This window comes from Rhodococcus sp. KB6 (assembly GCF_001445685.1).
Taxonomy (GTDB): Bacteria; Actinomycetota; Actinomycetes; order Mycobacteriales; family Mycobacteriaceae; genus Rhodococcus_F; species Rhodococcus_F qingshengii.
Genome location: NZ_LNAK01000163.1, coordinates 159,353 through 174,709, shown reverse-complemented (window position 1 = coordinate 174,709; position 15,357 = coordinate 159,353). Strand labels below are relative to the sequence as shown.

General features: G+C 61.2%; 13 protein-coding genes. 1 reads left to right on the top strand and 12 read right to left on the bottom strand.

Features of this window, described 5'->3' with window-relative positions; translation table 11 throughout:
- The first annotated feature begins 6 nt into the window (after nt 1-6).
- Nucleotides 7-1,440: an acyl-CoA carboxylase subunit beta gene (locus ASU23_RS31755; protein WP_003941597.1), complete on the top strand. Its 1,434-nt coding sequence runs from the start codon at nt 7-9 to the stop codon at nt 1,438-1,440.
- Between the two features lie 110 nt (nt 1,441-1,550).
- Here the strand turns inward: ASU23_RS31755 and ASU23_RS31750 are convergent, their stop codons facing one another.
- The 12 genes from ASU23_RS31750 to ASU23_RS31695 form a co-directional block, all read right to left on the bottom strand.
- Nucleotides 1,551-2,060 carry a DUF3145 domain-containing protein gene (locus ASU23_RS31750; RefSeq protein ID WP_042445731.1) on the bottom strand — a complete coding sequence of 170 codons (510 nt, stop codon included), beginning with the start codon at nt 2,058-2,060 and terminating at the stop codon, nt 1,551-1,553.
- 128 nt (nt 2,061-2,188) lie between these two features.
- A complete protein-coding gene (locus ASU23_RS31745; protein ID WP_007735479.1) occupies nt 2,189-3,028 on the bottom strand; it encodes a serine hydrolase in 840 nt (279 codons plus the stop codon).
- Nucleotides 3,029-3,064: 36 nt separating this feature from the next.
- Nucleotides 3,065-4,192: an NDMA-dependent alcohol dehydrogenase gene (locus ASU23_RS31740; RefSeq protein ID WP_058039430.1), complete on the bottom strand. Its 1,128-nt coding sequence runs from the start codon at nt 4,190-4,192 to the stop codon at nt 3,065-3,067.
- 308 nt (nt 4,193-4,500) lie between these two features.
- Complete coding sequence (locus ASU23_RS31735) at nt 4,501-5,802, bottom strand: HNH endonuclease signature motif containing protein (protein ID WP_058039429.1); 1,302 nt, start codon at nt 5,800-5,802, stop codon at nt 4,501-4,503.
- Between the two features lie 64 nt (nt 5,803-5,866).
- Nucleotides 5,867-6,541 (bottom strand): response regulator transcription factor, encoded by a 675-nt coding sequence (locus ASU23_RS31730; RefSeq protein ID WP_042450142.1) that lies wholly within the window; start codon nt 6,539-6,541, stop codon nt 5,867-5,869.
- Nucleotides 6,538-7,740, bottom strand: a complete 1,203-nt coding sequence (locus ASU23_RS31725) for a sensor histidine kinase (RefSeq protein ID WP_058039428.1) — start codon at nt 7,738-7,740, stop codon at nt 6,538-6,540. Before ASU23_RS31725 ends, ASU23_RS31730 begins: the two co-directional genes overlap by 4 nt.
- A gap of 18 nt (nt 7,741-7,758) precedes the next feature.
- Nucleotides 7,759-9,975, bottom strand: coding sequence for an MMPL family transporter (locus ASU23_RS31720; protein ID WP_058039427.1), 2,217 nt, complete (start codon nt 9,973-9,975; stop codon nt 7,759-7,761).
- A gap of 95 nt (nt 9,976-10,070) precedes the next feature.
- Entirely contained in the window at nt 10,071-10,988 is a 918-nt protein-coding gene (locus ASU23_RS31715) for a carbohydrate kinase (RefSeq protein WP_058039426.1), read from the bottom strand.
- Nucleotides 10,989-11,035: 47 nt separating this feature from the next.
- Nucleotides 11,036-12,130, bottom strand: coding sequence for an ABC transporter ATP-binding protein (locus ASU23_RS31710; protein WP_058039425.1), 1,095 nt, complete (start codon nt 12,128-12,130; stop codon nt 11,036-11,038).
- A gap of 27 nt (nt 12,131-12,157) precedes the next feature.
- Nucleotides 12,158-13,024 (bottom strand): carbohydrate ABC transporter permease, encoded by an 867-nt coding sequence (locus ASU23_RS31705; RefSeq protein ID WP_054781981.1) that lies wholly within the window; start codon nt 13,022-13,024, stop codon nt 12,158-12,160.
- Nucleotides 13,024-13,974 carry a carbohydrate ABC transporter permease gene (locus ASU23_RS31700; RefSeq protein ID WP_058039424.1) on the bottom strand — a complete coding sequence of 317 codons (951 nt, stop codon included), beginning with the start codon at nt 13,972-13,974 and terminating at the stop codon, nt 13,024-13,026. Before ASU23_RS31700 ends, ASU23_RS31705 begins: the two co-directional genes overlap by 1 nt.
- Nucleotides 13,971-15,323 carry a sugar ABC transporter substrate-binding protein gene (locus ASU23_RS31695; RefSeq protein WP_030536581.1) on the bottom strand — a complete coding sequence of 451 codons (1,353 nt, stop codon included), beginning with the start codon at nt 15,321-15,323 and terminating at the stop codon, nt 13,971-13,973. The genes ASU23_RS31700 and ASU23_RS31695 overlap by 4 nt, the downstream gene beginning before the upstream one ends.
- Nucleotides 15,324-15,357 lie beyond the last annotated feature (34 nt).

Below are 15,357 nucleotides of genomic sequence, written 5' to 3'. Positions count from 1 at the left end.
GACGCGATGACCATCCTGGCCCCCGTGACAAAGTCCGAATCATCGACAGACCCGCGCGATCCTCTTGCGCGCCTGGAAAATCTGTTCGACCCCGGCACAACAGTGCCGCTCCACGCCCGTGACAAGTCCGGTGTGCTCGCCGCGTCCGGAAACATCGACGGCGTCCGCACCATCGCATACTGCTCCGACGCCACTGTCATGGGTGGCGCCATGGGCGTCGACGGTTGCAAACACCTCGTCAAAGCCATCGATACCGCTATCGAGGAAGAGTCCCCCATCGTGGGCCTCTGGCACTCCGGTGGCGCGCGTCTGGCTGAAGGCGTCGAGGCGCTCCACGCCGTCGGACTGGTCTTCGAGGCCATGGTCCGCGCGTCGGGTCTCATACCTCAAATTTCCGTCGTGCTCGGCTTTGCCGCTGGCGGAGCAGCGTATGGTCCAGCCCTCACCGATGTCGTGATCATGGCGCCGGAAGGCCGAGTGTTCGTCACCGGGCCAGACGTAGTTCGTAGTGTCACCGGCGAACAGGTCGACATGGTGTCACTCGGCGGTCCGGACACACACACCAAGAAGTCGGGTGTCGCGCACATCGCCGCACACGACGAGGCCGACGCATTGCACCGCGCGCGCCGCCTGGTCTCGATGATGTGCGAGCAGGGCGAATTCGATCAGCGGGCAGCGGAACTCGGCGACAGCGATCTGCGCGCCATGATGCCTGCCTCCGCGAAACGCGCGTACGACGTTCGTCCGATCGTTCACGAAATGCTCGACAACGTCGAAGGCGAGTCGAGTTTCGAAGAACTGCAAGGCAATTACGCTCGGAGCATCGTCACCGGTTTCGGCCGGATGGCCGGACGCACCGTTGGCGTCATTGCGAACAACCCACTGCGACTCGGGGGGTGCCTGAACTCCGAAAGTGCAGAGAAGGCCGCTCGATTCGTGCGACTGTGCAACGCATTCGGCGTGCCGCTCGTGGTCGTCGTCGATGTTCCCGGGTATTTGCCGGGCGTCTCGATGGAGTGGGAAGGCGTTGTCCGACGCGGAGCGAAGTTACTTCACGCCTTCGCCGAGGCAACGGTCCCCCGCGTCACCGTCGTCACTCGAAAGATCTACGGCGGCGCCTACATCGCGATGAACTCGCGAGCACTGGGAGCCACGGCCGTATTCGCTTGGCCCAACTCCGAAGTAGCCGTGATGGGTGCGAAGGCTGCTGTCGGCATCCTGCACAAGCGGGCCCTCGCAGCTGCACCGGACGACGAGCGTGAAGCATTGCACGACCGACTCGCTGCCGAGCACGAGGCAATCGCGGGCGGCGTCGACCGCGCGGTCGAAATCGGCGTCGTCGACGAGGAAATCGACCCGGCGAAGACTCGCAGCATCGTGACCGCTGCCCTCGCGTCTGCACCATCTGTCCGCGCGCGGCACAAGAACATTCCGCTCTGACAACCCTGGACAGCAAGGTGGGCCTCGCCGATACGGCGGGGCCCACCTTTGTCATTCGAGTCTTTGTCGTTCAAGCCGCGAGAGCACTCCGGGTTCAGGATGGACCTCGGTCAGCTGACACGCCTTCGCAGCCATGTCACTTCGGCACCTTCGCCTGAACTCCGGAAGGGTTCGAGTTCCTCGTCCCACGGTGTACCTATCGCCCGATCGATTTCCGCGGCGATGTCTCCACCGGAATTCATGATGGACCGCAGTTTCATCTCCCCTACGACGACATCACCGTTCGCACTGGTGGATCCGCGCCACAGGCCCAGACCGGGCACATGGCTGTACCGTTCGCCGTCGACGCCGTGACTCGGGTCCTCGGTGACCTCGAACCGCAACATCGGCCACGCGCGTAGCGAGTCGACCAGGCGGGCACAGGTTCCGACGGGACCCGTCCAGTCCGTCGTCGCACGCAGAAGCCCGTCATAGGCAGGCTGTGAGGTCCATCTGAGCTTGGCAGGGCTGTCCAACGTGGCGGACAAAGCCCAATCCACGTGCGGGCACAGCGCCGCGGGCGACGAGTGGATGTAAACCACACCAGTCGTCACGTCCGCGAATTGATTCATTTCGCGCACTCGAGCCTCCTGCTTCGACGAGGGACGTCTTCCCCAACGACCTCTGTCGAGTTCGTGCAGCACGCTCGATTGAACAGTGTGCCTTGTGTTACCCGTGTTGCGCCAGTGGAAGGAGAGAAATTTGTGCTCTACCGCGAAACTTCACCGACCACGCCATCCGACAATTCGGTCCACAAAGGCTTGGCCCAATCACCGAAATCGCGATCGGTAAGCACGACGCACGCAGTATCGATCGTGGGATCGACCCACAGGAACGTCCCGGACTGGCCGAAATGACCGAAGGTAGCGGCCGAGTTCTCGAGACCCGTCCAATGCGGACGCTTGTCGCCCCGAATTTCGAATCCGAGTCCCCAGTCGTTGGGGCGCTGAGAGCCGTAGCCCGGAAGAATTCCGTTGAGCCCCGGGAACTGCACAGTTGTCGCCTCTGCGAACGTCTGCGCCGAGACCAGAGTCGGCGAGAGCAGTTCAGCCGCGAACTTGGCCAAGTCGTCTGCCGATGCCTGCGCACCGTGACCGGCCGGACCGACAAGAGCCGCGCTGGTCATCGCCAATGGCGCGAACACCGCCTCGGCCAGATAGTCGGCAAATTCGATCTCGGTCTCCCGGGAAACCAACTCGGCAAGCACCTCGAACCCCGCACTCGAGTAGATCCGCTTCGACGCCACCGGCGCCTGAACAACACGTTCGGCGAATGCCAATCCCGAAGCATGTGCGAGGAGATGACGAACGGTCGACCCCTCAGGCCCGGCCGGCCCATCCAACTCGACCGCCCCCTCCTCCACTGCCACGAGAATCGCGTAGGCGCACAACAGTTTTGTCACCGAAGCCAGGGGGAAAACATGCGCCTGGTCGCCACTGAAACCACGAATGCGGTCGCCCTCACCGGGATTCTTTCCGGAGAGGACGACCGCTGCCGCATTGTCGACCGGCCACTGCTGGATTACGTCGAGACTGTGAGTACTGGGCACCCGATCAGACTACTGGCACAAGGGTTGTGCTTCCGATCACCAGTCAGCTTCGGTGTAGCGGATGACGCCGCGGATGTTCTTGCCATCCAACATGTCCTGGTAGCCGTCGTTCACGCCTTCGAGCGTGTAGGTCCGAGTCACCATGTCGTCGAGGTTCAGCTTGCCTGCCTTGTACATCGCGAGGAGGTTCGGCACGTCCTGGCGAGCGTTGCCACCGCCGAAAATGTTGCCCTGAAGGTCCTTCTGAAGCATCGCCATCAGGAACATGTTCAGCTTCACATCCATGTCCGTCAGGTGCCCCATTGCGGTGACGACACAACGGCCGGCCTTTGCCGTCAGAATCATCGCTTCTTCGACGTACTCACCCTTCATTTCGCCGACGGTGATGATCGTCTTCTGTGCCATGCGGCCATACGTAGCGTCGATGATCGGCTGAATGGCAGCGGCAGCGCTTTCGAAAGCGTGCGTTGCGCCGAACTTCAGAGCCTGCTCACGCTTCCACGGCACGGGGTCGATGGCAAAGATGTACCGGGCGCCCGATGCAACTGCACCCTGTAGCGCACTGATACCGACGCCGCCGACACCCATGATCACAACGTCTTCGCCGGGCTTCACATCGGCGATGTGGGTTGCCGATCCCCAACCGGTCGGGACGCCGCAACCGACGAGTGCGGCAACCTCGAACGGAATATCCTTGTCGATCTTCACCACTGACGACTGGTTCACGACCATGTAGGGCGAGAACGTCCCTAGCAGGCACATCGGGATCACGTTTTCGCCGCGAGCCTGGATTCGGTAGGTACCGTCACTGATGGCCTGGCCGCTGAGGAGGCCCATCCCGAGGTCACACAGGTTCTGATGGCCGGCCGAGCACGCCGGACAGGTTCCACAAGCCGGAATGAAGGACAGAACGACGTGGTCGCCGACCGCCAGACCCTTGACCTCCGGGCCGAGCTTGGTGATGACGCCCGAACCCTCGTGCCCACCCATGACGGGGAACGACGGCATCGGGGTCGCGCCGGTGACGATGTGGTGATCGGAGTGGCACATTCCGGCCGCTTCCATGCGAATCTGAACTTCGCCGGCTACCGGCTCACCGATCTCGATCTCCTCGACGGACCACTTTTCATTGAGGCCCCACAGGATTGCACCCTTGGTCTTCACGTCACTTCACCCTTTCATTCGCACACCCGCATCTATCTCTGTGACCATAGCCACAAATCTGCGAAATTGGAACGTGTTCTAACGAAAGATTTTGCACTGCAGGTCAGACGTCCAAATGACCTGGCACAACCGGCGCGGCAACGACGGAATAATGACCCACTGAGTGGGACAGGCCACACGGGCACCCGAAAGTAGAGCCGCCCCGAAAGCACGCAACCATTCGACTCCACCTCCCACCAATCGGTCGGACACAGAGCAGCGGGTCTGAAACAGACCTGGGCATGTTCTGGTGCATCTGAGGTTCGTCCTCAGGTTTTGAAGGTGGTGTTCGCCGGCCTCGGTTGCTGCTGCGGGTCGATCGAGAGCGGCGGGATGAACCACGGCTTGTTGTCGACACCGATGCGGATTTCCCATTTCCCGACGAACCCGGCTTTTCGGTGCATCAATCGATGATGTGAACGGCACAGCAGGACCAGGTTGTTCATCACCGTCGGGCCACCGTTGGCCCAGTGCCGGATATGGTGCGCATCAGTCCAGGCCGGTACACATGTGCAGCCGGGGAAGGCGCAGCCTTTGTCTCGGGCGATGAGGGCGACGCGTTGTTCGGCGGTGACCAACCTCTTCCCTGGTTGCGCATCCAAGGGCGCGCCGTGATCGTCGAGCAGAACGGTCGACAGGAAACAATCACACCCGAGAAGCCTGGTCTGCGACACCGAGAGTGGCCCGAGCCAGGGCATGTGCCCGACATCAAGATCCGACACAGCCACTCCACCACCATCAGTTGGTGTGGCGGCGCAGTCCCGATGCTCAGCCAGATCCCGAGCATTGATGTGCACGTTCACATGCGGACGCTGACCACCATCGGTACCGGTCTTGGCGCAATCGAGATAGCGGCGAATCAGTTCGGTGAACCCGTCGGCAGTCCGTTTCGCTGCCGACCGGGCGTCGGGGGTTCCGTCCGGTGCCGGGGTGGGCATCGTCAGATTCGACAGGGCCGAGAGCAGCATTTCGCCGGTGAGGGCGTCGAAATCGCCGCGCACCACCACCCGACCGTTCAATGTCGAGGCGATCCGCAACTCGTTCCGGTCGACATCTTCGGCGGGCGGGATCTCATCGGATTCGAACAACCGCTCCAAGGTCGCGATCACGTTCCGCACCTTCGTCGTCGTCGCCTCCATCCCCGACGCAGCCGCAAGCAGTAGGTCGATACAGCGAGGGAGCGCCTCCTCCGGCATGCCTTTCGGCGGTGACTCGCAGAACGCCACGATCAACACGGCATGATCGAACGAGCAATCCCCGCCATCGAACCGAGCAGCCACCGCCGGAAACGGCCGCAAAGCTGCACCCAGGGCGGCGATCTTCTTCCCGTCCCGAACCTGCAACATCGTGTTCGCCGCCAACCACGCACCCGCCCCGCGGCTGGCAATCACCTGATCATCCGGGCGCAACGACAACTCGTCCACCACGGCCACTCGAACAGCTTCCAGGCGCAGAATCTCCGCACTCGCCGACACCGCAGCAGCGCGCAACTCAGCAGCAGACAACTGCCACAGGCGTCCGCGCAACCCCACCGCAGAACCAGACACCACATCCGACAACAAGACACTCATTGAATCCCCCGATCCCCTCCCCAAACAATACTCGAACACCCGTTCGAGTCAAGAGTTTCTCGAGTCAATCCACCGAGCGTCCCGGAATCACCACACCGCATTGATAGGCGAGAACCACCAGTTGCGCGCGGTCGCGGACATCCAGTTTTGTCATCGCCCGGTTCACGTGCGTTTTTGCCGTGACCGCGCTGATCACCAATTCCGCAGCGATTTCGTCGTTGGACATCCCGAGGGCAACGAGGGTTACCACTTCGAGTTCGCGTGGGGTCAACTGACCGAAAATCCCAGAAGTCGAGTCGGCCCGCGACGGAGTGGAAAGGAACCGAGAAATCAACGCGCTGGTCGCAATCGGCGACAGCAAAGAGTTCCCACCTGCGACCGTCCGAACAGCATCGAGTAGATCCTCGGCTCGGATTCCTTTGCCGATGAAGCCGCTGGCTCCCGCCCGGATCGCCTGTGCCACATGCTCATCCACTTCGAAGGTGGTAAGAATCAACACGTGCACGTCGGTCAAATCCGGATGATCGGCAATCATGGCGGTCGCTTCGACTCCGCTGGTGCCTGGCATTCGAATGTCCATCAATACAACGTCGGGTCGATGCTCGAGCGCCGCCTGGAATGCCTGCTCTCCGTCTGCCGCCTCGGCGACCACCTCCATGTCCTCTTCCGAACCGATCAGCAGCGCAAGCGTTTGACGGAAGAGCGCCTGATCGTCTGCCACTACCACCCGAATACTCACGACTCCTCACGCTCCGAACCCCTGGACACCGAGACAAGCGGTAGTTGGGCGTCCACACGAAATCCCCCGTCGGCGCGGAATCCTGCTGAGACCTCGCCTCCCATCGCCTGTGCCCTCTCCTTCATTCCCAGCAGTCCGTACCCGGGTGGTGACGTCGAAGGCACTGCCGTTCCGGCGTTTTCGACCGACAGCATCAGAACCTCGGCTTCGTATGACAACGACACGGTGACGGCTCCTGGCAGCGCATGCTTGCTCGCATTCACGAGTGCCTCCTGGATAATTCGGTACGCTGTGAGATCTACTGCGGGCCCGAGTGGGCGCAGCGAACCCACAGCGCGCACATCGATTTCCATTCCTGCACTGACGAATTGATCCACCAGTGCCGGTAGATCCGAAAGCCCCGGAGCCGGCTTCATCGAGCGATCACCGTCCTGAGCATCACGGAGAACTCCGACCGTGGCCCGAATTTCATCGAGTGCCGCCTTGGACGTTTCCTCCACTCCGCGTAGTGCAGTCGTCGCCTTCTCCGGGTCTTTCCCGATCAAGTGCGACGCGACCCCGACTTGCAGGTTGACCAAGGCAATGTGGTGCGCGACAACGTCGTGCAGGTCTCGCGCAATCCGCATCCTTTCTTCGACGACGCGGTGTCGGGCCTCGTCCTCGCGCATTCTTTCCGCTTGCACCGCGCGCGCCTCGACGGACTCCAGATAGGCTCGGCGAGAACGGACCTCGGCGCCGGCAAAACTTGCCATCAGCAACCAAGCCAACAACCCCAGTGCCTCCTGCAGGAGATTGTTCCCCACTCCCAGGAAGATCGTGACGAGCATCAGCGAGCTGACTGTGCTCGCCGCTGCGAAGAAGGTCCTCCGGCGGTCACTCGTGCTGGCAACGTAGTAGAGGCACACCATCGCTGCGGAACCTGTGCCGGCATTCGGCGGCGCTGACAGTGCAATCATCAATACGCCGAGGAGTACTGCCACCGCCAGTGCCGAGAACGGATAGCGCCTTCGGAACACGATGGTTGCCGCTGCGATCGCTGTTACAAGCACTCCCACAACCGTGACCTCGCGGGTGTCATTGCCGTCGAGCGCGATGCGGTGCGCCGTCCACGTGGCAAGGAGCACGAGAATCGCCAGTGCCAGGTCGATGGTGCGCGGGTGTTCCGCACACCATCGACCCCACGTCGATGTCGAAGTCATCGATCTACCGTATCCGGGTCACACCGACAACTTGTCGCTCGTGGGTTCACTGGATTCCTTCGAATCTGCGAGCAGCGCAGTCAACTGCTCCCCCTCGACATCGACGTTCGGGACCAACCGGTCCAGCCATGAGGGGAACCACCATGCCCTCGAGCCCAACAGGGACATGACGGCCGGTACGACGGTCATACGAATCACGAAGGCGTCGAACAGAACCGCGAACGAGAGTCCGAGTCCGATCTGCATGATGAAGGCGTCGCCGCCGAAGATGAAGCCCGCGAAAACGGCGATCATGATCAGCGCCGCGGCCGTGACCACTCGCGCGCCCTGGTCGAAGCCCTTCACGACTGCTTCATCCGGTCCGTCACCGTGGACGAACGCTTCACGCATTCTGGTCACCAGGAACACCTGGTAGTCCATCGCCAACCCGAAGACGATGCCAATCATGAAGATGGGCAACATCGCCACAACTGATCCGGTTTGACCTTCGATTCCGAGAATGCCGGCGAACCAACCCCACTGGAAGATCGCGACGAGCACACCGAACGTCGCACCGATCGAGAGCAGAAATCCGAGAGTTGCCTTGAGCGGTACCAAGATCGAGCGGAACACCAGCATCAAAAGAATGAAGGCGAGGCCGACGACCAATGCGAGGTAGGGAACGAGGGCATCAGCCAGGCGGTCCGAGACGTCGATCGTCAACGCTGTCTGACCGGTGACCGACATCGTGGCTCCGGTCTCGTCGGTCAGTGATCCGGCGACCTCACGTATATCTGCGACGAGCGCCTTTGTTGCCTCGGTTTCCGGGCCACTCGAGGGAACCACCGTGATGACTGCTGTATCGCCGGCCTGATTGAGTGCTGGCGGCGTCACTGCCGCTACGTCGGGCAGAGCACCGAGCTTTTCCTGGGCGCCGCTCAATGCCGCTGCCGGATCTGCGGCGTCGGCAACGTCGACGACCACCATGAGCGGACCGCTGAACCCGGCACCGAACCCCTCGGATAGTCGGTCGGTAGCCCTGGCGGCAGTTGTGTCGGGCACTGGTGGGCTCGCCAAACTCAGGTTGATTCCGAATGTGGGGATCGCCAGCAATCCCAGCCCGAGGACTGACGCGAGCAAAACCGGAACTCGACGCCGGATCACGAACTTGGCCCATCGCGAGCCCGCCCCCTCCGACTGTTTCCGGTGTGTCAGTTCACCGCCGGACGCCAGCAGTCGACGATCAGACCGACTCATGACGCGCGACCCTGCAAATCCGAGTGTGGCGGGCAGCAGCGTCAGTGAAATCACCACTGCAACAGCAACTGCGAATGCTGCAGCCAGACCCATGCTCGTCAGGAACGGGATGTTCACGACGAACAGTCCTGCCAATGCGATGAGCACCGTCAACCCCGCGAACACTACGGCCGAACCCGCAGTCCCCGCTGCGCGGCCCGCAGCAATTTCTGGATCATGTCCGTCACGTAGTTCGGAGCGGTAGCGCGAGACGATGAAGAGCGAATAGTCGATCGCCACGGCGAGCCCCAGCATCATTGCCAGGACGGTTGTGCTCGAACCTAATTCGATGAAACCAGTTGCGATTGTGATCGTGCAGATCGCGATGCCGATGCCGATCAACGCGCTGATCAAGGGAAGCCCCGCCGCAACCAAGGAACCGAAGGTGACGGTCAGCACCACCGCGGCGATCGCGACTCCGATCACCTCTCCCATCGATTCGGCGCTGCTTTCCATCAGCACGTTGCCGGCAACATCGACTGCCAGCCCTGAATCCGCGGCGTCGTGGACGGCGGACTCGAGCAGTTCTTTCGAACTGTCCGGTAAGTCCATCGAGTCGGCGGTATAGGAGACCTGCATGTATCCGATCGTCCCAGTCGGCGACACTCCGCCGGAGGCATACGGATCCGATACCGCTGCAATCTCAGGATCCTTCCCGAGCGCAGAGACCAAGTCACTGACGGATTGTCGAATCGCCGGATCGGTGAGCGTCGTGCCCGCCGGAGATTCGAAGACGATGCGAGCACTGGCTCCGTCGGTGGACGATTGCGGAAATCTTTCAGCCAGAAGATCTTGCGCCGCTTGTGATTCGGTGCCCGGAATCGACAACGTATTGACGGTCGGACCGGACAGCGTTGCTGCGCCTACTCCGCCCGCCACCAGCAGGACGACCCAGAAGCCCACCATTGCCCAACGGCGCCGAAACGCGAGTCGCGAGAGTTTGTACAGGAATATCGACATGCGTGTCACTGTGCCGATACACGACCCCGTCGCACATCGTGCACAGGTAGGCAGTTCGACGTACTGCGCTCGCAGTAGGGCGGTGGTCCCCAGTGCTAGACGGGCCGGCCCAACTCCCTTGACCACGGCGGATCCGCCCCGGGACGTGACACGGTGACGGCTGCCGCGCGTGCGGCAAAGGTCAACGCGGCCGACCAATCTGCCTCGGTGAACGCACGCACAACAGCGACGTCGAGTGCGTCGTGACGATCAAGGTAGGCCAACAGGGCTCCGTGAACGGTATCGCCCGCACCGATCGTGTCCGCGACGTCGACCGCGGGCGCCGGCACCGAAACATCGAGTTCCTCGGTGATCAACCGCAACCCGTCACCACCACGGGTGAGCAGGACGGCGCCGACGCCTTCGTGGAGCCACTCGGCGCCGTCGACCCAACCCAACCACTTCGCGTCGTCGTCGCTCACTTTGAGAATATCGATGGCGGGCAACCACGAACGAAACCGTCGTCGATACGCGTCCGGGTCGGAGATCACCGCCGGACGAATGTTGGGGTCGACCATGGTGAGTCGACCGCGGGCGTGTGCTTCGTGCAGCAAAGCTTCGTAGGCAGAGGCCCCGGGCTCGAGCACCAGCGACAGCGTTCCGAACGAGAATGCCCGGGCAGAGGGAAGTTTCGGCAGCGCGAACTGTCGATCCGCCGTTCCCTCGAGGTAGAAGGAATACCGCGCACCTCCGTCCGCTGCAAGGTTCACGACGGCCAGAGTTGTCGGCTCGGGCCCACGTTCGACCCCAGTTGTGTCGACATTGGACGCGGCCAGCGAGTCGATCATCCGATCTCCGAAAGCGTCTGTGGACAAGCGAGAGACGAATCCCACGTCGGATCCGAGTCGACCCAGTGCAATCGCAACGTTGAACGGTCCACCGCCCAACTTGGGTGAGAAGTTCTCCCCCACCGGAACCAGATCAACCAGTCCCTCACCACACACCACGACGGATCGTTCGCGTGTATCACTCATCGGTAGACCCTAACCTTCTCACCAGTCGAAGATGGATGTGATGGGATTCAGCTACCCACACGCTCGCCCGTAGCCGGGTCGAAGAGGTGAACGAGGCCGTCCACCCGCTCGAAGCCCAGCGTCTGGCCGTACTGCAGCTTCGATCGACCGCCGGTGCGTGCAACGAGCGAGATCGGGTCGGCTTCGGTACCAGGCACGTGTGCGTAGATGTACGACTCGTTGCCCAGTTCCTCTACCAGGTCGATCTGAGCTGCGATTCCGTCTCCAGCGGCAACCACCTGGAATTGCTCGGGTCGAATTCCTACTGTGACCGAGTCCAGACCGGCCGCGGCGATTGCCGCCATCTGCTCGCGGTCCAGCGGAACCTCGACGTCACCGAAACGCACCCCACCCGAACTGACCGGCGCCGTTACCAAGTTCATACCTGGAGATCCGATGAAACCGGCAACAAAAGCATTGGCCGGCCGATCGTAAAGTTCGGTCGGAGAGGCGAATTGTTGCAACTTGCCGCCCTTGAGCACTGCCACTCGATCACCCATCGTCATCGCTTCCACCTGATCGTGCGTGACGTAGACGGTGGTGGTTCCGAGACGACGCTGCAACGCCGCGATCTGCGTGCGGGTCTGGACGCGTAGCTTTGCGTCGAGGTTGGAGAGCGGCTCGTCCATGCAGAACACTTGCGGTTCACGAACGATAGCTCGGCCCATGGCAACTCGCTGCCGTTGACCACCGGAAAGCTTGGCCGGCTTGCGGTCGAGGTATTCCGTCAGGTCAAGCAGTTTGGCCGCTTCGGCCACTTTCTTCTTACGCTCCTCGACGGGCACACCGCGCATCTTCAACGCGAATCCCATATTTTCCCCGACGGTTTTGTTGGGGTACAGCGCGTAATTCTGGAAGACCATTGCGATGTCGCGATCCTTGGACGGGACATCGGTCATGTCCTTGCCGTTGATGGTGATCGCGCCGGAATCGATGTCCTCGAGCCCTGCCAACATGCGCAGGGCCGTTGACTTTCCGGAACCTGACGGACCGACGAGCACGATGAACTCCCCGTCGTTGATGTCGAGATCGAGTGAATCGACAGCGAGGGTCCCGGCACCTTCGTAGATGCAAGACGCTTTCTGGTACGAGATTTCAGCCATGACGAACTCCTGAGAGGGTGAGGAGAATTATTTGATTGCACCGAAGGACAGGCCGCGCACCAGTTTGTTCTGGGCGAACCAACCGGCCAGGATGACGGGCAATGCCGCCATGGTCGCTGCCGCGGAGAGCCGAGCCCAGTACAGCCCCTCGCCGGTGATGAACCCGACCAGGAAGACCGGAATCGTCTGTGCTTGAACAGCTGTCAGGTTGACGGCGAAGAAGAATTCGTTCCACGAGAAGATCACGCAGATCAGCGCAGTCGCAGCAATTCCGGGCGAGATCAGCGGGAGGATCACCTCGCGAACCGAGGTCCACAAACTCGCGCCGTCCATGCTGGCAGCTTCGAGAAGTTCGCCGGGGACTTCGAGAAAGAACGAACGCATCATCCACACTGCGATCGGCAGATTCATCGATGTGTACAAGATGACCAGCGCCCAGATGTTGTCGAGCAATCCGATGTCGTTGACGATCACGTACAGCGGCACGATTGCAGCGACGACTGGGAGCATCTTGGTACTGATGAAAAAGAACAGAACGTCCTGAGTCTTGGCTACCGGGCGAAGCGACAATGCAAACGCAGCCGGAACACCCAGTAGCAGAACAAGAATCGTCGACATGGCCGTCGCAAATGCGGAGTTTGCCAGCGTCGTGCCGAGACCGGAGTCGAGGACGGCACGGAACTGTTCGAGGGTGGGAGTGAAGAACAGCTTCGGCGGATCCGTGTAGGCGTCTGCCTCGGTCTTGAACGCGGTGAGGACCATCCAGAAGACCGGGAAGAAAAACCCGAGAGCGGCGATCCACGCCACAACCGACCACGGACTGAACTTGCTGCTCTTCCTTTTCTTGACGACGGGCTTGTCGGCCGTCGCGCTTGTCGTCTCTACGGCAGTCATCACGCCGCCTCCTCGTTGCCGGTGAAGCTCTTGAAGATCAATCGGAGCGCAAGTGTCGACACGATGATCGTCGCGATCACTGTTACGACACCCATCGCCGCAGCTTGACCTACGTCGAAGCCGAGGAACGCGCGCTGGTAGATGTAGAACGGCAGGTTCGAGCTGGCCACGCCGGGCCCACCCGAGGTCATCATGTACACCGCGTCAAAGGTGTTCACGAGGTAAATCGCACCCAGAACTGCACCGAGTTCGATGAAGCGGCGCAGGTGCGGCAACGTCAGTTCGCGGAACATCGCAAACGGCTTGGCTCCGTCCACTCGTGCGGCTTCGAGAATGTCTCGGGGCATGGACTGCAAACCGGCCAGAATGAGCAGCATCATGAAGGGCGTCCACTGCCAGATCAGATTGATCATGACGGCGGCGAGCGGAAACTTGCTGACCCAGTCGACCTGGCCGACGCCGAAAGGCTGGAGGACAAAGTTCACGATACCGAACACCGGGTCGAACATTGTTGTCTTCCACAGCAATGCGCCGGCGACGGGAGTGATGAGAAACGGCGTGATCAGCAGTGTCCGGACGATGCCCCGACCAAGGAATGCGCGGTCGAGTAACAGCGCCAGCGCGAGTCCGAGGATCACGGAAACGATGACGGTTCCCACGATCATGATGACCGTGTTGACCGCGACTTCCCGAAACTGACTGTCCTTGAAAACCTCCATGTAGTTGTCGAACCCGTTGAAGTGCCGCGATCCCGGCCGGACTAGGTTCCACGACTGCGTCGAGTAGTAGAGGGTGAACAGAAACGGAATCTGGGTGACGACGATCGAGAAGATCAACGCCGGCAACAGGGGACCTCTACGACGCCAACCCTCGGCGCGGGAGATCTTCTTTTCGACACGGACCGGTGGCGCGTCGTCCACCGTAGTTCTGGGCTCGGCAACCGTAGTCATCGGTTCTCCTGATAGGTCTTGCCGACCACCTCGGCATACTGCTGGGATTGTTCGAGTGCTTCTTTCACGCTCTTCTGACCCGCGATGGCCGCACTGATCTGCTGGCTGACGCGAGTGCCCAGGTCCTGAAACTCAGGGATGGTGAGGAACTGGACGCCGGTGTACGGAACCGGTTGCACTGTCGGGTTTTTCGGATCTGCATTGTTGATCGATTCGAGGGTGATCGGACCGAATGCCTGTGCGGCCTCTTGATATTCCGGAATCTCGTAGGTCGATAGGCGACTTCCCGGAGGAACTCTCGACCAGCCGAGTTCGGTTCCGACCTTCTGGATGTAGTCCTTGTTCGTCATCCAGGAAATGAACTTCCAGGCGTCATCTTTGTTCTTTGCCGACTCCGGGATTCCGAGCGCCCACGTGTAGAGCCAACCAGGATCGGACTTCTCGACCTTCGGGGCCTTCGCATATCCGATGTTGCCGACTACCTTCGACGACGCAGGGTCCTCGAGAACCGACACAGCCGACGTCGCGTCGTACCACATCGCCGTGTTGCCTTGCGCGAATTGTGTTGCACATTCACCGAATCCGCTTGTGGCAGGACCCGGCTGACCGTGCTCCTTGACCGTGTCCACGTAGAACTGAACCGCATCCTCGACCTGCGGACTGGTCAGCTGCGCATTCCAATTCTCGTCGTACCAGCGTCCACCGAAGGTGTTGATCACGGTGTTCAGCGGTGCGAGTACCTCACCCCAGCCAGGCTTTCCGCGCAAGCAGATTCCCGCCATCTTGGCGTCCGGGTTGTCGAACTGTGCTGCCCAACCTGCAACTTCTTGCCACGTCGGGTCTTCGGGAACTGTAATCCCCGCCTGATCGAACAGATCCTTGCGGTACATCAGGAACGACGACTCCCCGTAGAAGGGGACCGCGTACATACTGTCCTCGTACGACAGAGAAGTCTTGATCGACGGTACGAAGTCGTCCTCGTCGTAACCGGGCGTCGTGTCTGCATAGTCGGACAGGTTCGTGAGCCAACCGTTGGCGGCCCACTGAGGTGTCTCGTAGTTGCTGATCATCACGACGTCGAACTCACCGCCGCCGGTTGCCGTCGACGCCGTGATCTTGGCGCGCGCCTGGTTCTCGGAAAGGCTGACGAATTTGAGGTCGATGCCAGGGTTCTCGGCTTCGAAAGCCGGCGCCAGTTTGATGGCGTCCTGCATCTGCGAGTTCGACACCATCGCGATGGTGACTGTTCGTTCGCCGGAACCACCGAGCGCACCAGCGCCCGCACATCCCGACACCAGGAGGCAGAGCGCCGCCGCGGCAGCGCCCCACACTCGTCTTCCTGTTTTCACGGATTACCTTCCTTCACACTTGCGTGTCAGTCGC